The organism is Enterobacter sp. BIGb0383, assembly GCF_003751845.1.
Classification (GTDB): domain Bacteria; phylum Pseudomonadota; class Gammaproteobacteria; order Enterobacterales; family Enterobacteriaceae; genus BIGb0383.
In genome coordinates, this window is record NZ_RJKQ01000001.1 from 540,301 (window position 1) to 561,917 (window position 21,617).

Consider the following 21,617-nt stretch of genomic DNA (forward strand, 5'->3'; position numbering starts at 1 on the left):
GAACAATCCTTCAGCCCGGCATACCCGCACCGGGAGAATGGACAGCCTGGGACAATTATCGCGTATCATGCCTTAACAATGCCTCACTAAGAATGAAAAAATGCTGAAAACATCGTTACTATTCTTTGCCACCGCGCTGTGTGAAATCATCGGCTGCTTTCTTCCCTGGCTCTGGCTGAAGCGCGGGGCGTCATGGCTGCTGCTGATCCCCGCCGGGGTTTCGCTGGCGCTGTTTGTCTGGCTGTTAACCCTGCATCCGGCGGCCAGCGGGCGAGTGTATGCCGCCTATGGCGGGGTGTATGTCTGTACGGCACTGATCTGGCTAAGAGTGGTGGATGGCGTGAAACTTAGCCTCTATGACTGGGCGGGCGCGCTGGTGGCCCTGTGCGGGATGCTGATTATTGTTGCCGGGTGGGGCCGGACGTAAGCCCGAAAGTGGGCTGCGTTTTGTGACAGGACGCAGCTTTTTTGATCATCCTACTTGTATGGTAGTAGTTCAGTTGGGTAAATTTCCCGCATCACGTTAAGCGATGTAAGGGAAAATCATGAAAATTGTTGGGGCTGAAGTCTTTGTTACCTGTCCGGGGCGCAACTTTGTCACGCTGAAAATCACCACCGACGACGGACTTGTCGGCCTGGGTGATGCGACGCTCAACGGACGTGAGCTGTCGGTGGCGTCCTATCTGCAGGATCATCTCTGCCCACAGCTGATCGGTCGCGATGCGCACCGCATCGAAGACATCTGGCAGTTCTTCTACAAAGGTGCCTACTGGCGTCGCGGGCCGGTCACCATGTCGGCGATCTCCGCCGTGGATATGGCCCTGTGGGATATCAAAGCCAAAGCGGCCGGTATGCCGCTTTACCAGCTGCTGGGTGGCGCATCGCGTGAAGGGGTCATGGTCTATTGCCATACCACCGGCCACACCATTGATGATGTGCTGGAAGATTACGCCCGTCATAAAGAGATGGGCTTTAAGGCGATCCGCGTTCAGTGCGGCGTGCCGGGCATGAAAACCACCTACGGCATGTCAAAAGGTAAAGGTCTGGCCTATGAGCCTGCGACCAAAGGCCAGTGGCCGGATGAGCAGCTCTGGTCGACGGAGAAATACCTCGACTTCACGCCGAAGCTGTTTGATGCCGTGCGTAGCCGCTTTGGCTTTGACGAGCATCTGCTGCACGACACGCACCACCGTCTGACGCCTATCGAAGCGGCGCGTTTCGGGAAGAGCATTGAAGCGTACCGCATGTTCTGGATGGAAGATCCGACCCCGGCCGAAAATCAGGAATGCTTCCGTCTTATTCGCCAGCATACGGTCACGCCGATTGCGGTCGGGGAAGTGTTCAACAGCATCTGGGACTGCAAACAGCTGATTGAAGAGCAACTGATCGACTATATCCGCACCACCATCACCCACGCGGGCGGCATCACCGGCATGCGCCGTATTGCCGACTTCGCCTCGCTCTATCAGGTACGTACCGGCTCGCACGGTCCGTCGGATCTCTCGCCGATTTGCCATGCTGCGGCGCTGCATTTTGACCTCTGGGTGCCGAACTTTGGCGTTCAGGAATATATGGGCTATTCCGAGCAGATGCTGGAAGTCTTCCCGCACAGCTGGCGCTTCGACAACGGCTATATGCATCCGGGCGACAAACCGGGCCTGGGCATCGAGTTTGATGAAAAACTGGCGGCAAAATATCCCTACGACCCGGCCTATCTGCCGGTTGCGCGTCTCGAAGACGGCACGCTGTGGAACTGGTAAGGAGAGAAACGATGAAAAGTATTGTAATCCAGCAGCCGAATCAGCTCGTTATCGAAGAGCGCCCGCTGCCACAACCGGCCTCGGGCGAGGTACGGGTCAAAGTCTCTTTGGCCGGAATTTGCGGCTCGGACAGCCATATTTATCGTGGGCATAACCCGTTTGCTAAATACCCCAGGGTAATCGGGCATGAGTTTTTCGGCGTGATTGATGCCGTCGGCGAGGGCGTGGCACAAGAGCGTCTTGGCCAGCGCGTCAGCGTTGATCCGGTGATCAGCTGTGGGCACTGCTATCCCTGTTCCATCGGCAAGCCGAACGTCTGTACCACGCTGGTCGTCCTGGGCGTGCATCGCGACGGCGGCTTTAGCGAGTACGCCGTGGTCCCGGAGAAAAATGCCTGGCACATTCCGGCGTCGATCCCGGATGAATTCGCGGTGATGATCGAACCCTTCACCATTGCGGCGAACGTCACCGGTCAGGTGGATCCGACGGAAAACGACGTGGCGCTGATCTACGGTGCAGGCCCGATGGGGCTGACGACCGTTCAGGCCCTCAAGGGGGTCTACGGCGTGAAGCAGGTTATCGTGGTCGACCGCATTGAAGAGCGGCTGACGATGGCGACAAAAAGCGGTGCCGACTGGGTGATTAATAATGGCCAGCAGTCACTGGCTGCGCTGCTTGAAGAGAAGGGCATCAGGCCAACGCTGATTATCGATGCGGCCTGCCATCCGTCGATTCTGCAGGAGGCCATTACGCTTGCGTCTCCGGCTGCGCGGATTGTCATTATGGGCTTTTCCAGCGAGCCGGGAAGCATTGTTCAGCAGGGGATCACTGGCAAAGAGCTGTCGATTTTCTCCTCGCGACTTAACGCCAATAAATTCCCGGTGGTTATCGACTGGCTGACCCGCGGTCTGATCGACCCGTCCAGACTGGTGACCCACAAATTTGCTTACCAACACGTGACCGACGCGATTGAGCTGTTTGAGAAAGATCAGCGTCGCTGCTGCAAGGTGTTATTAACCTTCGGCAGTTAATAATAATTAAATGCGAGTTTGCGGTACGCATCTTACCTTTTGAGAACGCCACTATGACGCAAGTAAAAACTGAAAGAACCACCGGCGACCTGGTAAAGGCCGCCGTATCCGGCTGGTTAGGGACGGCGCTGGAGTTTATGGATTTCCAGCTTTATTCCCTGGGGGCTGCGCTGGTCTTCCACGAAATATTTTTCCCGGAACAGTCGGCCGCCATGGCTTTAATTCTGGCAATGGGAACCTATGGCGCGGGGTATATTGCCAGGATTGTCGGGGCCTTTATTTTTGGCAAAATGGGCGACCGTATTGGGCGTAAAAAAGTGCTCTTTATTACCATCACCATGATGGGGATCTGTACCACGCTGATTGGCGTCCTGCCGACCTATGCGCAAATCGGCATCTTTGCGCCGGTCCTGCTGGTGACGCTGCGTATCGTGCAGGGACTGGGCGCGGGCGCGGAGATTTCCGGGGCCGGGACGATGCTGGCGGAGTACGCGCCGAAAGGGCGTCGCGGTATTATCTCCTCGCTGGTAGCGATGGGCACCAACTGCGGCACCCTCAGCGCCACGGCTATCTGGGCGGTGATGTTCTTTGCCCTGGATCGCGAAGAACTGGTGGCCTGGGGCTGGCGCGTGCCGTTCCTGGCAAGCGTGGTGGTGATGATCTTCGCTATCTGGCTGCGAATGAACCTGAAAGAAAGCCCGGTGTTTGAACAGGTCAGCGAAGGGGAAGCCGCACCGGCGCAGGTCGCGCCTGAGGAGGCGACCCTGAAAGCAATGTTCACCAGTAAATCTTTCTGGCTGGCGACCGGTCTGCGTTTCGGCCAGGCGGGTAACTCCGGGTTAATTCAGACCTTCCTTGCCGGATATTTAGTCCAGACGCTGCTGTTTGATAAAAGTATTCCGACCGATGCCTTAATGATCAGCTCCATTCTCGGCTTTATTACCATCCCGCTGCTGGGCTGGCTCTCGGATAAAATCGGGCGTCGTATCCCTTATATTATTATGTGTATTTCGGCCATTATCCTGGCGTACCCGACGCTGGCGATTATCATGGATAAGTCCTATAGCCCCGGCGTGATTATGACCTCGATTGTGATTATTCATAATATCGCGGTGCTGGGCCTGTTCGCGCTGGAAAATATCACCATGGCGGAGATCTTCGGCGCGCGTAATCGCTTTACGCGGATGGCGATCTCGAAAGAAGTTGGTGGTCTGGTGGCGGTGGGCTTTGGTCCGTTACTGGCGGGGATCTTCTGCAATATGACCGGCAGCTGGTGGCCGATTCTGGCGATGATTATTGCCTACTCCTGTATCGGTCTGCTCTCTGCCTGGCTGATGCCGGAAGTCTGCGACCGGGATCTTGAGATTCTGGAAGACGCGGCGGAATCCCGCGTGGCCGGACACGCAGGGGCGCGCGACTTCGCCTGAGCTCACTTTTAATACACTGACGGGAACCCGGACCGGGTTCCTGTTACATCTGGTTACCATTCTAGTTAATGTAGTCAGCAAAGACTGTCGCAGGTCAAAGTGCGATTTGCGGCGCGACGTAGTCTGTTGAAACACTGTTTCATGCAATCAAAAGAGTCTTCATTATGGAAAATCCGCTTCTTACGGCGAAAGCCATTCTCCCGAACTATTCACGCGCAGGCCTGGTTTCACGCATTGTCCATCTTGGTTTTGGCGCATTTCACCGCGCCCATCAGGCCGTTTATGCCGATATTCTGGCCGCCGGACACGGCAGCGACTGGGGCTACACCGAAGTTAACCTGATCGGGGGCGAACAGCAGATAGACGACCTGAAGCGTCAGGATAACCTCTATACGGTGGCTGAAATGTCCGCCGATGCCTGGACTGCCCGTGTGGTGGGCGTGGTAAAAGAGGCGTTGCATGCCCAGGTCGACGGTCTGGAAACGGTCCTGTCCAGAATGTGCGAGCCGCAGGTGGCGATTGTCTCCCTGACCATAACCGAGAAAGGCTACTGCCACTCACCGGCCAGCGGAGAACTGATGCTCGATCATCCGTTAATCGTGGCCGACCTTAACGCGCCGCAGCAGCCAAAATCGGCGGTTGGCGTGGTGGTTGAAGCGCTGGCGCGGCGACAGGCGGCCGGGCTGCCCGCTTTTAGCGTGATGTCCTGCGACAATATGCCGGAAAACGGTCACGTCACGCGCAATGTCGTCCTCGCCTATGCGCGGGCACGGAACGCGGAACTGGCCGGGTGGATCGAGAAAAACGTGACCTTCCCGTCAACGATGGTGGACCGTATTGTGCCGGCCGTCACGGCTGAGACGCTGGATAAAATTGAACAGCTGACCGGCGTTCGGGATCCGGCCGGCGTGGCCTGCGAGCCGTTCCGCCAGTGGGTCATTGAGGATAATTTTGTTGCCGGTCGTCCGGCCTGGGAAAAAGCCGGGGCCGAACTGGTGGCCGACGTGGTGCCTTTTGAAGAGATGAAACTGCGGATGCTGAACGGCAGCCACTCTTTCCTCGCGTATCTCGGCTATCTGGCGGGTTACCAGCATATTAATGACTGTATGGAAGACGCGAACTACCGTGCAACCGCCAGGGCGCTGATGCTTAACCAGCAGGCCCCGACCCTGAAAGTGAAAGGGGTCGATCTGGCTCACTATGCGGATATGCTGATTACCCGTTACAGCAATCCGGCGCTGCGCCACCGGACCTGGCAGATAGCGATGGACGGCAGCCAGAAACTGCCTCAGCGCATGCTGGACTCCGTGCGCTGGCATCTGGTGAAGAGCAGTGATTTCTCTCTGCTGGCGCTGGGCATTGCCGGATGGATGCGCTACGTCGGCGGCGTAGACGAGCAGGGCGCGGCGATTGAGGTGAGCGATCCTCTGCTGGCAAACATTCAGCAGGCGGTACAGCAGAGCGCGGAAGGGGAAGCACGAGTGCGGGCGCTGCTGGGCATCGAGGCGATTTTTGGCAACGAATTACCGCATGAAAAAACATTTGTCGCAGAGGTCACCCAGGCATATCTGCAGCTGCGGGAGAAAGGCGCGAAGGCGACGGTTGCGGCCTATGCCGCTGCGCTGTAGTTTCTGAATTAAGCATACCGCCGTCGGCGGTATGCTTCTTTACATCAATACACCTACGTTTAACCAACTGACCCTTATTTGCATTCCTCACCCCTTTTCGCCGGAAATGGTTTAGCCTGCGTTTGGTTTGCTCGTGCCATTATTTTGGACAGTGAAAGAACAAACCAGAAAGGAGTACAGACTATGTACAAGAAAATATTGATGCCGGTCGATATCTTTGAAATGGATTTAAGCGACAAAGCCATCCGTCATGCGGAATATCTTGCCAGGGCGGACGAGGGGGAAATTACGCTGGTCAATATTCTGCCCGCCAGCGGCAACGCAATCCTGCGTGGTTTTGCTTCGGATATTAAGAAGTTTGAAGCCTATATGAAGGACGAGTCCGTGCGGAAAATGCGCGATCTTTCGCGGCTGTTTAAGCTCCCCGAAGGACGTATCCATACGGAAGTGCGTTTTGGCAACGTGCGTGACCAGATTATGGCCATGACCAAAGAGCAGCCTTTTGACGTGATTGTTATTGGCTCGCGCAAACCGGGGATCGCCACCCATCTGTTGGGGTCCAATGCCGAATCCGTCCTGCGCTACGCCAGCGTTCCGGTGCTGGTGGTTCGCTAAAAACCTGCGCCTGACCGGGCCGGTGAGGCGCTTTCCCGTTTACTCTTCGCTAAACCACTCGCGATTTTCCTGGCGGATCAGCTGGACTGATTCGCCAATCTCCTGCAGATGCCGGGTCATGGCCTGCTCAACGGCGTCCTCGTCACGCTGCTCCAGCGCGGCGAAAATATCCTGATGCTGGCGCAGCAGCATTTCCGGCGGCGAGACGTGATCGAGGCTCATATAGCGCACCCGGTCAATGGTGGCTTTAATATTCTCGATGGTATCCCACGCCAGCTGGCAATCGGCAATCTGGGTCAGCTTCTGATGAAATTCATCATCGAGCAGAAAGAAATCATTTAATTGCTTACGGTCGATGGCAATACGCTGCTGGTGGAGATTTTGCTCCAGCTGGTAACACTGCCCGTCATTAATTAAGCCCGCCGCCCGGCGCACCACCGCGCACTCAATCGCCTGACGCACAAAACAGCCGTTGCGCACCTGGCTCATGGATATTTTATTCACATAGCTGCCGCGCTGGGGGCGAATTTGAATAAGCCCGTTCTCCGCCAGTTTAATAAAGGCTTCGCGTACCGGCTGGCGTGAGACATCGAAACGCACGGAAACTTCTTTTTCCGATAACGGCGTTCCGGGTGGGATCAAACAATGCACAATATCCCGGCGTAATATGCGATAAATCTGCTGATTGACGGGCTGTGTAGGATTGAGTTGCGTTTCGACGGCCATTGGTTCTTCTTTTCAGCAAGTTAAGTCCGAATATTACCCTTTTTTCAGGCTGCGGCCTATACCCGGCCCGCAGGCCGGGCAGGGGAATATCAGCCCTGGCGATGCACGCTCAGGCCAGCCCAGGTCTGGCTAACCGGCATCATTTCCACGGTGTTGATATTAACGTGCGCCGGCAGGGTTGCCACCCACCAGACGGCCTCGGTGACGTCTTCCGGCGTCAGCGCGTTGGTGTTCTCGTAGGTTTTGCCCACTTTATTATCGTCGCCTTTAAAGCGCACGTTGGAAAACTCGGTGCCGCCGACCAGGCCCGGCTCAATATCGGTGACCCTGACGGCGGTGCCGTGCAGATCGGTACGCAGATTAAGGCTGAACTGACGAACAAACGCCTTGGTGGCGCCGTAAACGTTGCCGCCCGCATAAGGCCAGCTCCCGGCGGTAGAGCCGATATTGATAATATGGCCACGGTTGCGCTCAACCATCCCCGGCAGCACGGCGCGGGTCATATAGACCAGCCCCTTGTTGTTGGTGTCGATCATATCTTCCCAGTCGTCCACGCTGGCTTTATGCGCCGGCTCAAGGCCCAGCGCCAGACCGGCGTTGTTGACCAGCAGGTCAATTTCACGCCATGCGGCAGGCAGGGAAGTGATGGCCTCGTTGATGGCGGCGCGGTTGCGCACGTCAAGCTGCAGCGGCAGTACGCTGTCGCCCAGCTCATCTTTCAGCGCCTGCAGCCGTTCCTGACGGCGTCCCGTGGCGATGACTTTGTGTCCGTTTGCCACGAAACGGCGGGTGATGCTCTCGCCAAAACCAGCGGTTGCGCCGGTAACCAGAATAATCATCTCACTGTTCCTCAACGTTTTTTGTGTGGTATTACCATAGCACGCGCTATGGATTAGGGGTAACTTAACCCCAGCAGAAAGGTGTTAATTTATTAAATCTTTATTTCTGCTTACTCTGAGATGAGCTCTGTGCAAATTGCTATCTGCATCACACCCTGCATTTTATTGTGTTAACTTTGTTTCCTTTGTTAACTATCATGCCCGCACTCCATAACAAGACCAGAGGTTAACGTCATGCAGCAAAATTACAGCAGGGTTGCGAAGGGAGTCTGGCTGGCTCTCGCAGGGTTACTGGCCGTTTCAGCGCCGCTAACGGGCAGCGCGGCAACATCCATAGAAAAAATGGCCAACGCGGTTCTGCCTTATCAGGAGAAACCGCGCGTGTTTGTCCTGACCGATATCGGCAATGAACCTGACGATCAGATGTCCCTGACCCGCTTTTTACTCTATTCCAATGAAATGAACGTTGAGGGGCTGGTCGCGACAACCTCCACGTGGCAGCGGGAAAAAGTGCATACGGATATGATCGATCTGGTACTGGGTCACTATGGGGACGTTCAGCCTAACCTGCTGAAACATGCTGAGGGCTTTCCGACGCTGAGCCAGCTTAAAGCCGTTGTTGCACCGGGGCTTGCCAGCTATGGGCTGGCGGCAACGGGGGAAGGGAAAAACACGGCGGGCTCGGACCTGCTCGTTAAGGCGATTGAAAAAAGCACCGATGCAAATCATCCCCTGTTTATTAACCTGTGGGGTGGCGCAAATACGCTGGCTCAGGCGCTGAAAGACCTTTCAGCGAAGCATCCTGTCAGTCAGGTAACGGCGCTGACGCGCAATCTGGTGGTTTACTCTATTTCCGATCAGGACGATGCCGGGGTCTGGATCCGCCAGTACTATCCCAACATCACCTATATCGTTGATCCCTCCAGCCAGAACGGCGAGGATTATGCCCGGGCCACCTGGACCGGCATCAGCGGCGATCAATATTATCGCAACGCGCCTGGGGCTGATTTCACCACGGTTTCGCAGCACTGGCTGGATGAACATATCCGTGACAAAGGGCCGATGGGCAAAGGTTATCTCCAGTATCTGTTTATTATGGAAGGGGATACGCCCGCTTTACTCGGGTTGATCCGTAACGGTCTTAATAGCGAAAGAAACCCTGGCTGGGGCGGATGGGGTGGTCGCTATATCGTGCGCCAGCCTCAGCATGAAACCCGGCCGATCTGGAGCAGCGGCGGTGATTTCTACCCCGGTAATCCTAACGCGGCCGATACGGTCACCGGCGTTGATGGCAAATCGTATACCTCCGGGCAGGCAACCCTCTGGCGCTGGCGTGAAGTTTTCCAGCATGATTTCGCCGCGCGTATGGAGTGGGGAATTAAAGATTATGCTACCGCAAATCATAATCCGCAGGTGGTGGTTAATGGCAATAGCGGCCAGGAAGCGCTCTCTCTCAATGCCCGCGTGGGTGAAACCCTGTCGCTGAGTGCGGAAGGCAGCCGGGATCCTGATGGCGACTCGCTCACCTATACCTGGTTCCTCTACCCTGAGGCCGGTTCCGCCAGCTCGGTGCCGGTCGCCGTGGACGATGTGCAGGGGCGCCGTGGCGAAGATAACCTGACGGCGCCGGCCGTTCTTGCGCTCACCGCGAACGGGAAACCGACTGCACAGGTGAAAGCACTGCGGGCGGGTACTGAGCATCTTATCCTGGCGGTTACGGATAACGGTAAGCCCGCCCTGACGTCTTATCGCCGAATTATCGTGACGGCCAAATAATCACTCTTCTGTCCTGGCGGGTACCCTTGCGTGCCCGCCTGTTTCCTCTGACAGCAACAAACTGCGTATTGTTTTTGGCGGATGTTATGATGCGCCCCGATGATAGTGATGGTGAGAGGGAAACCGGTGTGGATTACAGACAGCAGATCCTCAATATATTGCACAGTGAGAACGACTCCCGGGCAGAGATGACCCGGCGGTTGGGCGTGACGAAAGCGTACATCACCAAACTGACGTCGCGGCTGCTGGTTGACGGCATCATCGAAGAGCGGGAAGTCAAAGAAAACGGTGCCGGACGGCCGCAACAGCTGCTGGCCGTCACGCCGGGGCAGGCTTACAGCGTCAATATCATGCTGCGCAGAGGCAGCCTGCAGGGCACGCTTAACGATTACAATACGCAACTGCCCGCGACTGCAACACTCAATGCCTCTCTGCCTGAGGTCATGACTCCGCAAGAACTGGTCCGCCAGGTTGGGGAAGGGATCCAGGCGCTGTGCGTGCAGGCCGGGCTGAGGGGCGAAAATATTCGTGTTGCCAGCGTGGCGCTGCAGGGGGGGATTGAACACACCACCGGCTGCGTGCGTTACTGTCCTCTTTTTCCTGAAAACAATATCAATTTGATGCAGATGCTGGAAACGCACACGGGCATCGTGACGCGAATTTATAATATCGCGCACTGCACGAATTACCTGCTGGCTAAAAGCGCGCCTTCACTCTCGTATGTCGCCTTTATGCCCGGCTTCGGCAGTCTGGGCTACGGCTATTGCACCAACGGTGAGCCGGGACTTGGTGAGAACGGATTTTACCCGGAAATTGTTCACCTGCCTTATGACGGTGGAATCGAACCCGCTTTTAATGTCGAAGCGCATGATATTGCGGGCACGGTGCAAAAGACCGCCGAGGCGCTTTATTACGCGATCTGCTGCACCGCGCCGATCCACAATATTAAGCTGGTTATCGCCACCGGCGAACTCTTCGAAGATTACGGTGACAGCATCCTGCCCATCGCGCAAAACAGGCTTGATACCAATGCCAATCCCCATATCCGCGAGATACAGATCCGCCATTATAAAACCGGCCATAACTACGGCTGGAAAGGGCTGGTGCAGCTCAGTTCAGACAGCATTACCGGCCTGCTGATAAAGCCTGAATAGAAATCATTGCTATGTATCAAGGGGTTGCCATAATCTAAGGAGAACGCATTCTCAGGAGTCTCCTATGTCCGCCAGCAATCCCTTTTTAAACGCCAGCCCGTTGCCCTATCAGGCTCCGCCTTTTGATCTGATCGATGATGATAGCTATCGTCCCGCCTTTGACGAGGGGATCCGCCGTAAGCGGGCGGAGATCGCCGCGATTGTCAGCAATCCTGCGCCGGCGGATTTCACCAATACCATTGAGGCGCTTGAGAAAAGCGGGGAGATCCTGACCCGCGTGACCAGCGTCTTTTTCGCCATGACCGCCGCCCATACCAATGACCGACTGCAGGTGCTGGATGAGCTGTTCTCGGCCGATCTGGCCGCGCTTGCGAATGATATCTATCTCAGCGGTCCGCTATTTGCCCGGGTGGATGCCGTCTGGCAGCAGCGCGATACCCAGGGACTGGACGCCGAATCCCGGCGTTTGCTGGAGGTAGTCTACCAGCGCTTTGAGCTGGCGGGCGCACGGTTGGGTGAAGCACAAAAAGACGAGCTAAAAGCACTGAATACCGAATCGGCGACCCTGACCAGCCAGTTTAATCAGCGCCTGCTGGCGGCGGATAAAGCCGGTGGGCTGGTGGTGGATTCGCGTCATCAGCTTGACGGATTAAGCCCGGAAGAGATTGAGGCCGCCGCTGCTGCTGCCGGAGAGAAAGGGCTGAACGATCGCTGGCTGATCCCGCTGCTTAATACCACCCAGCAGCCATCGCTGGCGTCGCTGCAGGATCGTCAGGTGCGTGAGGATCTCTTTGCCGCCAGTTGGTCACGGGCCGAAAAGGGCGATGCCGCTGATACCCGCGCCATTGTGTTACGCCTGGCGCAGATCCGCGCCCGTCAGGCTGCGCTTCTGGGCTTTGCCGATTTCGCCAGCTGGAAGATCGCCGATCAGATGGCGAAAACCCCACAGGCGGCGCTGAACTTTATGCGCCGGATCGCCCCGGCAGCCAGAGGCCGCGCTGAACGCGAGCTGGCGGATATCCAGCAGGTTATCGACAGCCAGCAGGGGAATTTCACCGCCGAAGCCTGGGACTGGCCGCACTATGCGGAACAGGTCCGACTGGCGCGCTATGCCCTGGATGAGTCGCAAATCAAGCCCTGGTTCACCCTTGACCGCGTTTTAACCGAAGGGGTGTTCTGGAGCGCGACGCAGCTTTTTGGCCTGCGTTTTGTCGAACGTCACGATATCCCGTGCTGGCACCCGGATGTCCGCGTCTGGGAAATCTTTGATGCCGACGGTGCCGGTCTGGCGCTGTTCTACGGCGACTTCTTTGCCCGCGATTCCAAAGGCGGCGGGGCCTGGATGGGCAACTATGTTGAACAATCCACGCTTTTCGGCACCCGTCCGGTGATCTACAACGTCTGTAATTACCAGAAACCGGCGGCGGGACATAGCGCGCTGATTTCATGGGACGATGTGGTGACCCTGTTCCACGAGTTTGGTCATACGCTCCACGGCCTGTTTGCCAGCCAGCGCTACGCCACGCTTTCCGGCACTAACACCCCGCGCGATTTTGTTGAGTTCCCGTCGCAGATCAACGAGCACTGGGCCAGCCATCCCGAGGTGTTTAACCGCTATGCCCGTCACCACCAGACTGGCGAACCGATGCCGGAGGCGCTGCGGGAAAGTATGCTCCGCGCCAGCCATTTCAATAAAGGCTATGAAATGACTGAACTGCTCAGTGCGGCTCTGCTGGATATGAACTGGCACAGCCTGACGCCGGATACCGCGCCGGAGGATGTCAGCGCCTTTGAGGCTGAGGCTATTCGTCGGGAAGGCCTGGATCTGGCCGCGGTGCCGCCGCGCTATCGCAGCAGCTATTTCGCTCATATTTTTGGCGGCGGCTATGCGGCGGGTTATTACGCCTATCTGTGGACGCAAATGCTGGCGGACGATGGCTTCCAGTGGTTTGTTGAGCAGGGCGGACTGAACCGGGAAAACGGGCAGCGTTTCCGGGAAGCGATCCTTTCCCGTGGTAATAGCGTCGATCTGGAAGCGCTTTACCGAGACTGGCGCGGCCACGATCCGCTGATTGAACCGATGCTGAAAAACCGGGGACTGAGCGAGTAATTAAGGACCTGTAGCTTGTTTAAGTCTCGTTGAAAGACGGCGTGTTAGCTTAACTTTCGGCGCGGGTTGGCACGATGTTGCCGGCGCCCACAATAAATCTATCCATGCAAGCATTTTACCGTCGGTTCTCCGGCGGTTTTTTTTGTCTTTTTTTCAGGGTGGGGATAAGAAAAAGCCCGCGGTGCTTTTGGCGACCGCGGGCTTCAGGTAGGGGCATTAGGGCTTTCCATTAATCATTCCATTTATGGCTGAAAAACGCAGCAAGAAACCCTGAAAATAAAATGGCCGCAAAGACGGCGATAAAAACATGCATCTCTTCCATATACTGCTCTCCGCATTATTACGTTGTTGGCTGTCGATATTTTTATTATCGGCAGTGGGAAGAGATACTACAGGGCTGAAATTAAACCAGCGCGCAATTATGTGATTTATTGCCAGTTGTACGTAAACTTTTCTTATCCGTTTGTCCGGATTCACCCGCAGTTGTCACATTTGCCTGCTAAAGGTAAGTGCTGGTGAAACAACGCGATTGTTGTTAGATTCGGCTGATAACCCGATGGAGAAAACCATGAGCTTTGTGACTGATTACCCTGCGGCGGCACCGGTCGATGCCGTTGCCCACTTTCTGGCTCGCCTGAGTGTGGAAACCGACTGCGCCGATGTGCATCACGCCCTGACGAATAACCAGCAGGATTTTGTCCTGCTGCATGTGGTGGGCAGTGCGGAGACGTTCGCGAAGCGCCATATTCCCGGCGCGCTTCATCTGCCTCACCGGGACATCACCGTGCAGAGAATGGCCGAGTGGCCTGCGGATACGCTATTTGTGACCTATTGTGCCGGGCCGCACTGCAACGGCGCCGACCAGGCGGCACTGAAGCTGGCTCGCCTGGGGCGACCGGTGAAAATCATGATCGGTGGGATCACCGGCTGGCAGGATGAAGGTTTCGCCTTTGCCAGCGAAGATTAATCTATCGCCGCTGACGTCGGTTCCTCAAAACCGGGACCGACGGTAAACAGCGGTACGCCCTCATCGCGCCACTGCTGCAGAACCTTTTGCTGCAGCGGAGAGAGCGGGGTATCGCTCCACAGCAGATAATGGTCGCAGCAAAACAGACCCGGCTCAGGATTAGGCACCGGCTGGCTTAATACCTCGATACGAAATCCCTCGCTGGAAAAACGCAGGGCCTGCAGCCAGATATCCAGCGGATCGCGCATATTCAGGGGGATCATCACCAGGTCTGGTGCTTTGCGCTTGCGCAGGGTTTGCAGCACAAAGGTGACATACTCCACCAGCTGCGTATCAAAGCGTACCCGGCGGGTCATACGAAACGGCTCGTTTCCGGCGCGCAGACGCTGACGCAGGGGAAGCAGAACGCGGTCAATTAACATTGCCGGTGGCATATCACGACCCAGCTTACGCAGCATACTGCGCAGCTTTTCGCTCTGCGGCTTCTCCAGCGCCGTCAGCACCCGCTCCTGGCAAAGTTCCCACTGGTTGTCCAGAGCCGCCTCTTTTCCCTTCAGCAACTGAGCAATCTCTTCCGGCGGTACGCCGCGATCCAGCCACTGAACAATCAGCTCAATACGCAGTAAATGGCTGTAGTCGAAGCTGCGCTCTCCGGCGGCATTACGCGTGGGTTTAAGCAGGCCGTACCGCTGCCATGCCCGGAGATTTGGCATACTAACGCCGCACTGCTCTGACAACATTTCCAGGGTGAATCCGGCCATAGGTGTTCCTTGTACGCCTGCGCTTAACATCTGATAAGGCCACGGAGCATAACAAAAATTAGCTAATAAGCTAAACAACATGAAAAAAATTCACGGGTAGTGAATTTTTCTCGTTTGTTGCCGGGCGGGGATTATGTCAATGTCTGGACATATAGCCATCCAGGTGTCTAAATGTTCAAGTCGTTAACTATCACTGTCGGCAACTATCGCCGCCAGCCGAAGGAGAGAAGTATGCAGCGTCAACATGCCCCGTTTCGTGCCGATGTGGTCGGCAGTTTTCTGCGCCCGGATGCGATTAAAACCGCCCGTCTACAATTTGCCGCCGGTGAGATCGATGCCGGTCAGCTGCGCTCGGTAGAAGACGCTGAGATCCGTAAAGTGGTTCAGCACCAGTGCGACTGTGGCCTGCATGTGGTGACCGACGGCGAATTCCGCCGGGCCTGGTGGCACTTTGATTTCTTCGATGGTCTGCAGGGCGTTGAGCGTTTTGAAGCCGAGCAGGGCATTCAGTTTAACGGCGTCCAGACCAAAGCCCACGGCGTGCGCGTCGTTGGCAAACTCGGGTTTGGCAGTCACCCGATGCTGGAGGATTTCCGCTATCTGAAAAGCATCAGCGGCAGTGCCGAACCGAAAATGACCATTCCCAGTCCGAGCGTGCTCCACTTCCGCGGCGGTCGTAAGGTGATTGACGCCACCGTTTACCCGGACCTGGCCGACTACTTTGATGACCTTGCCACCACCTGGCGCGATGCGATCCGTGCTTTCTATGATGCGGGCTGCCGCTATCTGCAGCTGGACGACACCGTCTGGGCCTATCTGTGCTCTGACGAACAGCGTCAGCAGATCCGCGAACGTGGCGACTGCCCTGATGAGCTGGCAAGAACCTATGCCCGCGTGCTGAACGGTGCTCTCGAAGGGAAACCGGACGATCTGACGATTGGTCTGCACGTGTGTCGCGGTAACTTCCGTTCAACCTGGATCTCCGAAGGCGGCTATGAGCCGGTGGCCGAAATTCTGTTCGGCAGCGTTAACGTCGATGCGTTCTTCCTGGAGTATGACAACGACCGCTCCGGCGATTTTGCCCCGCTGCGCTTTGTGCGTCCGGGCAATCAGCAGGTGGTACTGGGCCTGATCACCACCAAAAACGGCGAGCTGGAAAACCCGGAAGGTGTGAAAGCGCGTCTGCAGGAAGCGGCGCAGTATGTGGATATCAAACAGATCTGCCTCAGCCCGCAGTGCGGGTTTGCCTCAACGGAAGAGGGAAATGCGCTGAGCGAAGCCCAGCAGTGGGAGAAAGTACGCCTGGTGACGGAAGTGGCCGCCGACGTCTGGTAAGCAAACTGCCGGGCTTGCGCCCGGCATTCAGGCTGCGCTGACGGCATCGCCCCACGGGCGAATATTCATCCCACGAAGGATCATCAGCCAGGCAGCGATTATCACCACCATCATGATCGCAAACAGCGACCAGTGCGGCAGATTCGTCAGGATCATCCCGGTGGCCATCGGGTTCACTGCCGCACCCAGCCAGCCCAGAGACTGGGCGGAGAAGTAGCTGGCTTTCATGCCCGCAGGGGCAATATTGTCGATCAGCATATACTCGCCCGGGGCGTAGATAATTTCCCCGATAGTAAAGACCGCCGCCGCAACGCCCCACAGCAGCAGGTTTTCACCTGAGATCATAAAGCCCGCCAGTCCCAGCACAAAAAACAGCGTGCCGACGGCCATCAGCGGTCGGATATTGCTGGCCGAAAGACGACGACCCACCGCGTACTGCAGGCTGACCACCACCGCGGCGTTAACCGGTAGCACCACCGCCACCACTTTTTCGGCAAAATCACTGGTCGAGGCGACCAGCACATACTGGGAAATACAGGAGGCAAATGAGCCGCCGACAAACGAGGCCAGCAGTCCGGAAAGGGTAAACCAGAACAGGGCTCTGTCTTTCAGTAACACGGAAGGTGACCAGACCACGCTACCGGATCCCTCACCGTTTGTCTGAACCCGCTGGACATAGCGCTGGATAAACAGCAGCGGAAACGCCGCACAGGCGGCTGCCAGCCAGAACGGCAGATTCATGCTGTACATGACCAGCAGGGTGCCCAGCGGCGGGCCGACCGTCCAGCCGATATTCAGAACGGTGTAGTTCAGCGAGAAGATCCGCGCCTTGGCCGTTGGCGTCAGGGTATCGGAGAAATACGCCTTCAGCACGGTCGCGAAAACGGAATACGCGCAGTTGATCAGCGAGAAGAAAACCACCACCAGCCAGACTCTGTCCACCAGCGGAATGGCGACAAATCCGGCCAGAAAGGCGGTGATCGCTATCAGCATATAACGCTTTTTATCAAAGCGGTCGGCGAGGATACCAAAGCCGAGGCTAAAAAGGACGCCGATGGTCAGGGCAATGGTCATGGCGTAGCCAATGGCATCGACGCTGAGGTCATACTGGCGGGTCAGATAGATAGTCATAAACGGCAGGGTAGCGCCGCGCCCGATAGTTAAAAGTAATGACGACGCCAGTAAGGCCATCGTGGAACGTCTTGTTACCGCACTCATTTTCCCGCCCGACAATGCTGCTTTTCTTATTTTGTGTATATTCAGGAGTAACACGATATAAGAATGTTGTATACCGCGCCCTGTGTCGCCGGATGCTTTTTGCCCCCGCCAAAATTAATGGGCTGTTATTACGCACGTTTTTTCGTTACCTTGGATTTCTTTACAAAAATTGAACAAACAGGGGCGGAAGTATGACGCGTAAAGATGGGCTGCTGGCGTTATTGGTGGTGATCGCATGGGGACTCAACTTCGTGGTGATTAAAGTCGGCCTGCACAATATGCCACCTCTGATGCTGGCGGGGCTGCGCTTTCTGCTGGTGGCTTTCCCGGCGGTGTTTTTCGTGGCCCGCCCGAAAGTCCCGCTGCGTCTGCTGCTCGGCTACGGGTTGACGATAAGCTTCGGTCAGTTTGCCTTTCTGTTTTGCGCGATTAAGTTTGGTATGCCTGCCGGTCTGGCCTCGCTGGTGCTGCAGGCGCAGGCTTTCTTCACCATTATTCTCGGCGCGCTGGTATTTGGCGAGCGGCTGCATCAGCGGCAGGTCACCGGCATTGCGCTTGCTGTCTTTGGCGTACTGGTGCTGATTTATGCCAGCCTGAACGGTCAGCACGTGGCGCTGCTCGGCTTTATGCTTACTCTGCTGGGCGCGTTAAGCTGGGCCTGCGGGAATATCTTTAATAAACAAATTATGCAGCGCGAGGATCGTCCGGCGGTGATGTCGCTGGTGGTCTGGAGCGCGCTGATCCCGATCCTGCCTTTTATGCTGGCATCAATGCTGCTTGACGGGGCTGCCGTCATGATGGAAAGCCTGCGTACAATTGATATGACCACCGTTCTGTCGCTGATTTACCTGGCGCTGGTCGCCACGATTATGGGCTACGGGATCTGGGGCTCGCTGCTGGGGCGCTATGAAACCTGGCGCGTGGCACCGTTGTCGCTGCTGGTGCCGGTTTTTGGCCTGGGGAGCGCGGCGCTGTTTCTTGGGGAAACCCTGACGGCGACGCAGTTACTGGGGGCGGTGCTGATTATGGCGGGTCTCTACATTAACGTCTTTGGCCTGCGGTCCTGGTGGGCGAAGACGGTTAACGGCTAAAAAAAAGCCCCGCGCAGGCGGGGCAATCATTCTTTGTGGGCGAGTTAGTTATAGTAAGGAACGCCCAGCTTGTCGGATTTGTCGTTACCGGTGCTCATATGGTTAAAGTCGAACGGCGATGTATCCTGTGCGGAAGGGAACATCACCGCATCGTGTTCACTCTGAGCGGCCGGGTGGCTTTGCTCCGCAACACTCTGACCGGAAACAAGCACCAGCAGGCTTAACAGGGCGGAGACGAGCAGTTTCATAAAGTCCTCAATACGTCTTAACAGGCGATTAGCAATTACAGTTGGTTAGCGGGAACATATAGCGTGATTCAGCCGGTAAATTGTTCACGCGGAATTTGTGCGGCGGCACGTCGAAATGGTTCTTAAAGGTGCGCGTCAGCGTTTGCTGCGACTCAAAGCCGTAACGTTCAGCAAGATAGAGGATCGGCTCGTTACTCTCTTTCAGCTTCTGGGCGATCTCAGTCAGCTTGCGCGAGCGAATATACTGGCCCAGAGAGTGGCCCGTCTCTTTCTTAAACATCCGCTGCAGATGCCACTTAGAGTAGCCTGAACGCTGGGACACTTTCTCCAGCGACAGCGGCGATTCGAGATTACTTTCGATCCACTCCAGGATGCTATGAATAGTAATAGCGTCAGAATTACGTCTGGACATTTCTTACCTCTCTTGTTACGGCAGAACTTTCTTTAGCAGGTGTTCAAGGGTTGCGACTTCGTCCGCCGTTAAGTTTTTTGTTAATTCCTGATGCGTTGTCTGGCCAACAAGCTGGTGGCACTGTTCGCAGATGGCTGCGCCCTCAGGAGTCAGGGTCACCAGCACACCGCGTTTATCATTCGGATTCGGGCAGCGCGCGATCCAGCCTTTACAGGCCAGTCTGTCGAGCATGCGGGTCAGGGCGCCGAGATCGACCGAGAGCGCTTTTTTCAGCTCAACCGGCGGGACACACACCTGGCAACGAATAGAGCACAGCACCTTAAACTGGGTGGCGGTGATCTCCAGCGGGGAGAGATATTCGTTGAGCAGACGCTCGGCTTTCTGGTTCACCATATGGATTAAGCGCCCAAGGGGAATTACCTCGTTAAAGAGATCATCGGTGCTTTTCACAATGGTTGCCCTGGCAAGTAATTTAGTTGCGGCTGATATTATTGCCCAGGCAATAACAAGTCAACCGTACCTCAGAACCGACCACACGATTTGCTAAAGTGATGTGTGTCACATTTTTTTGCCACTTTGCATCATAATCAACCGCACAATGTGCAATATCTGGTCGTGGCCTTCGCAGGGAAGAAAACTTTATACTGACGCCTGTTGCCGATGGTTTCACCGGAAGATAAGGATGATTATGCTGGATTTGATAAAAGTGATTGGCCTCGGGCTGGTGGTGCTGCTACCGCTGGCTAACCCGCTAACCACCGTTGCGCTGTTCCTCGGGCTGTCCGGGAATATGAACAATGCCGAACGGGCGCAGCAGTCGCGGATGGCGTCACTCTACGTCTTTATCATTATGATGGTGGCGTATTATGCCGGGCAGCTGGTCATGAACACCTTTGGGATCTCGATCCCCGGCCTGCGGATTGCCGGGGGCTTAATCGTCGCCTTTATCGGTTTCAGAATGCTGTTCCCGCCGCACAAAGCCCATGAGTCCCCGGAGGCGAAAACCAAATCCGAAGAGCTGCGTGATGAGCCGGATACCAATATCGCCTTTGTCCCGCTGGCGATGCCCAGCACCGCCGGGCCGGGGACGATCGCGATGATCATCAGTTCGGCGTCGACCGTGCGTAACAGCACCGAGTTTCCCGCCTGGGTGATTACCGTTGCGCCGCCGCTGATTTTCGCCGCCGTGGCGCTGATCCTGTGGGCCAGCCTGCACAGTTCCGGGGCGATTATGCGGCTGGTGGGCAAGGGCGGTATTGAAGCGATCTCCCGCCTGATGGGGTTCCTGCTGGTCTGTATGGGCGTGCAGTTTATTATTAACGGCGTACTGGAAATCATCACCCAGTATCCTCACTAAGGACGCGGATGCGCACACTCATTGCCCCTTTACTGCTGGTATTCTCGCTGGCTCTGCTCGGCTGCCAGCAGCGGGCGCAGATGGCCCCGACGGGCCAGGCCAGCTTTGCCGACTATCAGCAGCAAACCCGGGAGTGGGTCAGCGGCCATCGGGCTTTTCAGAACCTGGATAAGCAGACCGAACTGACATGGAATACGCCGCAGGAGTGGCGACCGGTGGGGACGCCGCGTAAAGGTATTCTGCTGATCCACGGCCTGGGTGACTCGCCGGGATCCTTTATTGATATTGCGCCCCGGCTTGCCCGGCAAGGTTTCCTGGTGCGCACCGTACTGCTGGCCGGTCACGGCACGCGGCCTGCCGATATGCTCAACGTCTCGGTGGATGACTGGCGGCGGGTTGTGCGCGAGCAGGCGCAGATCCTCAGCCGTGAGGTGCCTGAACTCTGGCTGGGCGGGTTCTCAACCGGCGCGAATCTGGCGCTGGAGTATGCCATGCAGCACCCGGACGTTGACGGGATGCTGCTGTTCTCTCCGGCCTTTAAATCCAGTACCGACTACGATTTTCTCGCGCCCGCCGCTTCCCTGTTCCGCGACTGGCTGCGTCCGCCCAGCCAGGTCTTTCCGCAGCAAATTGCCACCCGTTATCTGCGGGTGCCGACCAATGGTTTCGCCCAGTTTTACTACACCAGCGCCGCCGCGCAGAATTTGATCGCCAGAAAACAGTGGGATAAACCGGTGCTGATGGTGCTGACCGAGCACGATTCGGTCCTGAACACGGCGTGGATCCTGAATCACTTTGACGCTACCTTCACCCATCCTGCCAGCCGGGTGATCTGGTACGGCACGCCGCCGGTACAAGCGGCGGGACTGTCCCGTCTGCGCGTGCGGTCCGATAACCTGCCCGAGGAGCGTATTAGCCAGTTTTCCCATATGTCGGTGCTGTTTGCGCCAGACAACCCGCTTTACGGGCGCAAAGGCACGCTGCCGCTGTGCTCAAACGGGCAAACTGAGGCGGCAGCGCAGCGCTGTCTGCAGGGGGAAGAGGTGTGGTACTCCGACTGGGGACTGCTGGAAGAGAATAAAATTCACGCCCGCTTAACCTGGAACCCGTGGTTTGACTGGCAGGCGGCGGTGATGAATGAGGTGGTCGAACAGGGATAATC

General features: G+C 56.5%; 22 protein-coding genes. 14 read left to right on the top strand and 8 right to left on the bottom strand.

Annotated elements, in window-relative coordinates:
* The first annotated feature begins 100 nt into the window (after positions 1-100).
* From EDF81_RS02695 to EDF81_RS02720, 6 genes are all read left to right on the top strand, one after another.
* Positions 101-427, top strand: coding sequence for a YnfA family protein (locus EDF81_RS02695; RefSeq protein WP_123345998.1), 327 nt, complete (start codon positions 101-103; stop codon positions 425-427).
* A 118-nt stretch (positions 428-545) separates the two neighbouring features.
* Positions 546-1,760, top strand: a complete 1,215-nt coding sequence (gene manD, locus EDF81_RS02700; protein WP_123346000.1) for a D-mannonate dehydratase ManD — start codon at positions 546-548, stop codon at positions 1,758-1,760.
* A gap of 11 nt (positions 1,761-1,771) precedes the next feature.
* Positions 1,772-2,791: a Zn-dependent oxidoreductase gene (locus tag EDF81_RS02705; RefSeq protein WP_123346002.1), complete on the top strand. Its 1,020-nt coding sequence runs from the start codon at positions 1,772-1,774 to the stop codon at positions 2,789-2,791.
* Positions 2,792-2,844: 53 nt separating this feature from the next.
* Positions 2,845-4,218, top strand: coding sequence for an MFS transporter (locus EDF81_RS02710; protein WP_123346004.1), 1,374 nt, complete (start codon positions 2,845-2,847; stop codon positions 4,216-4,218).
* A gap of 164 nt (positions 4,219-4,382) precedes the next feature.
* Positions 4,383-5,846, top strand: a complete 1,464-nt coding sequence (locus EDF81_RS02715; RefSeq protein ID WP_123346006.1) for a mannitol dehydrogenase family protein — start codon at positions 4,383-4,385, stop codon at positions 5,844-5,846.
* 183 nt (positions 5,847-6,029) lie between these two features.
* The gene (locus EDF81_RS02720; protein WP_123346007.1) at positions 6,030-6,461 is read left to right on the top strand and encodes a universal stress protein; all 432 of its coding nucleotides are present in this window, start codon (positions 6,030-6,032) and stop codon (positions 6,459-6,461) included.
* A 39-nt stretch (positions 6,462-6,500) separates the two neighbouring features.
* Here EDF81_RS02720 and EDF81_RS02725 read toward each other — a convergent pair whose 3' ends face one another.
* Together EDF81_RS02725 and ydfG are read right to left on the bottom strand one after the other, a co-directional pair.
* Entirely contained in the window at positions 6,501-7,187 is a 687-nt protein-coding gene (locus tag EDF81_RS02725) for a GntR family transcriptional regulator (RefSeq protein ID WP_123346009.1), read from the bottom strand.
* An 89-nt stretch (positions 7,188-7,276) separates the two neighbouring features.
* Positions 7,277-8,026, bottom strand: a complete 750-nt coding sequence (gene ydfG / locus EDF81_RS02730; RefSeq protein WP_123346010.1) for a bifunctional NADP-dependent 3-hydroxy acid dehydrogenase/3-hydroxypropionate dehydrogenase YdfG — start codon at positions 8,024-8,026, stop codon at positions 7,277-7,279.
* A gap of 234 nt (positions 8,027-8,260) precedes the next feature.
* On the opposite strand from ydfG, the gene EDF81_RS02735 reads away from it, so the two are divergent.
* The 3 genes from EDF81_RS02735 to dcp all read left to right on the top strand — a co-directional run bounded on the left by EDF81_RS02735 (position 8,261) and on the right by dcp (position 13,066).
* Positions 8,261-9,802 (top strand): nucleoside hydrolase-like domain-containing protein, encoded by a 1,542-nt coding sequence (locus EDF81_RS02735; RefSeq protein WP_123346013.1) that lies wholly within the window; start codon positions 8,261-8,263, stop codon positions 9,800-9,802.
* A gap of 128 nt (positions 9,803-9,930) precedes the next feature.
* Entirely contained in the window at positions 9,931-10,956 is a 1,026-nt protein-coding gene (locus EDF81_RS02740; RefSeq protein ID WP_123347651.1) for a helix-turn-helix domain-containing protein, read from the top strand.
* Between the two features lie 64 nt (positions 10,957-11,020).
* Positions 11,021-13,066, top strand: coding sequence for a peptidyl-dipeptidase Dcp (dcp, locus tag EDF81_RS02745; protein WP_123346015.1), 2,046 nt, complete (start codon positions 11,021-11,023; stop codon positions 13,064-13,066).
* A 229-nt stretch (positions 13,067-13,295) separates the two neighbouring features.
* On the opposite strand, the gene mgtS is transcribed toward dcp, so the two are convergent.
* Positions 13,296-13,388, bottom strand: a complete 93-nt coding sequence (gene mgtS / locus EDF81_RS23875) for a protein MgtS (RefSeq protein ID WP_148049898.1) — start codon at positions 13,386-13,388, stop codon at positions 13,296-13,298.
* Positions 13,389-13,634: 246 nt separating this feature from the next.
* On the opposite strand from mgtS, the gene EDF81_RS02750 reads away from it, so the two are divergent.
* Positions 13,635-14,033 carry a rhodanese-like domain-containing protein gene (locus tag EDF81_RS02750; RefSeq protein WP_123346017.1) on the top strand — a complete coding sequence of 133 codons (399 nt, stop codon included), beginning with the start codon at positions 13,635-13,637 and terminating at the stop codon, positions 14,031-14,033.
* On the opposite strand, the gene EDF81_RS02755 is transcribed toward EDF81_RS02750, so the two are convergent.
* Positions 14,030-14,794 carry a MerR family transcriptional regulator gene (locus tag EDF81_RS02755; RefSeq protein ID WP_184999451.1) on the bottom strand — a complete coding sequence of 255 codons (765 nt, stop codon included), beginning with the start codon at positions 14,792-14,794 and terminating at the stop codon, positions 14,030-14,032. The genes EDF81_RS02750 and EDF81_RS02755 overlap by 4 nt on opposite strands.
* Positions 14,795-15,025: 231 nt before the next feature.
* Between EDF81_RS02755 and EDF81_RS02760 the strand changes: the two genes are divergently transcribed.
* Entirely contained in the window at positions 15,026-16,129 is a 1,104-nt protein-coding gene (locus tag EDF81_RS02760) for a cobalamin-independent methionine synthase II family protein (RefSeq protein ID WP_123346021.1), read from the top strand.
* Between the two features lie 27 nt (positions 16,130-16,156).
* On the opposite strand, the gene ydeE is transcribed toward EDF81_RS02760, so the two are convergent.
* Complete coding sequence (gene ydeE / locus EDF81_RS02765) at positions 16,157-17,347, bottom strand: efflux MFS transporter YdeE (protein ID WP_123346022.1); 1,191 nt, start codon at positions 17,345-17,347, stop codon at positions 16,157-16,159.
* Positions 17,348-17,538: 191 nt separating this feature from the next.
* Between ydeE and eamA the strand changes: the two genes are divergently transcribed.
* Positions 17,539-18,438 carry an O-acetylserine/cysteine exporter gene (gene eamA / locus EDF81_RS02770; RefSeq protein ID WP_123346024.1) on the top strand — a complete coding sequence of 300 codons (900 nt, stop codon included), beginning with the start codon at positions 17,539-17,541 and terminating at the stop codon, positions 18,436-18,438.
* Between the two features lie 44 nt (positions 18,439-18,482).
* Here the strand turns inward: eamA and marB are convergent, their stop codons facing one another.
* From marB to marR, 3 genes are read right to left on the bottom strand one after another with little or no spacing between them, the layout of a single operon-like run.
* Positions 18,483-18,686, bottom strand: coding sequence for a multiple antibiotic resistance protein MarB (gene marB, locus EDF81_RS02775; RefSeq protein ID WP_123346026.1), 204 nt, complete (start codon positions 18,684-18,686; stop codon positions 18,483-18,485).
* A 28-nt stretch (positions 18,687-18,714) separates the two neighbouring features.
* Complete coding sequence (marA, locus tag EDF81_RS02780; protein WP_123346028.1) at positions 18,715-19,098, bottom strand: MDR efflux pump AcrAB transcriptional activator MarA; 384 nt, start codon at positions 19,096-19,098, stop codon at positions 18,715-18,717.
* 15 nt (positions 19,099-19,113) lie between these two features.
* Positions 19,114-19,548 carry a multiple antibiotic resistance transcriptional regulator MarR gene (marR, locus tag EDF81_RS02785; protein WP_123346029.1) on the bottom strand — a complete coding sequence of 145 codons (435 nt, stop codon included), beginning with the start codon at positions 19,546-19,548 and terminating at the stop codon, positions 19,114-19,116.
* A gap of 238 nt (positions 19,549-19,786) precedes the next feature.
* Between marR and EDF81_RS02790 the strand changes: the two genes are divergently transcribed.
* Entirely contained in the window at positions 19,787-20,455 is a 669-nt protein-coding gene (locus tag EDF81_RS02790) for a MarC family NAAT transporter (RefSeq protein WP_123347652.1), read from the top strand.
* Positions 20,456-20,463: 8 nt separating this feature from the next.
* Positions 20,464-21,615 carry a carboxylesterase gene (locus EDF81_RS02795; RefSeq protein WP_123346031.1) on the top strand — a complete coding sequence of 384 codons (1,152 nt, stop codon included), beginning with the start codon at positions 20,464-20,466 and terminating at the stop codon, positions 21,613-21,615.
* Positions 21,616-21,617: the final 2 nt, after the last annotated feature.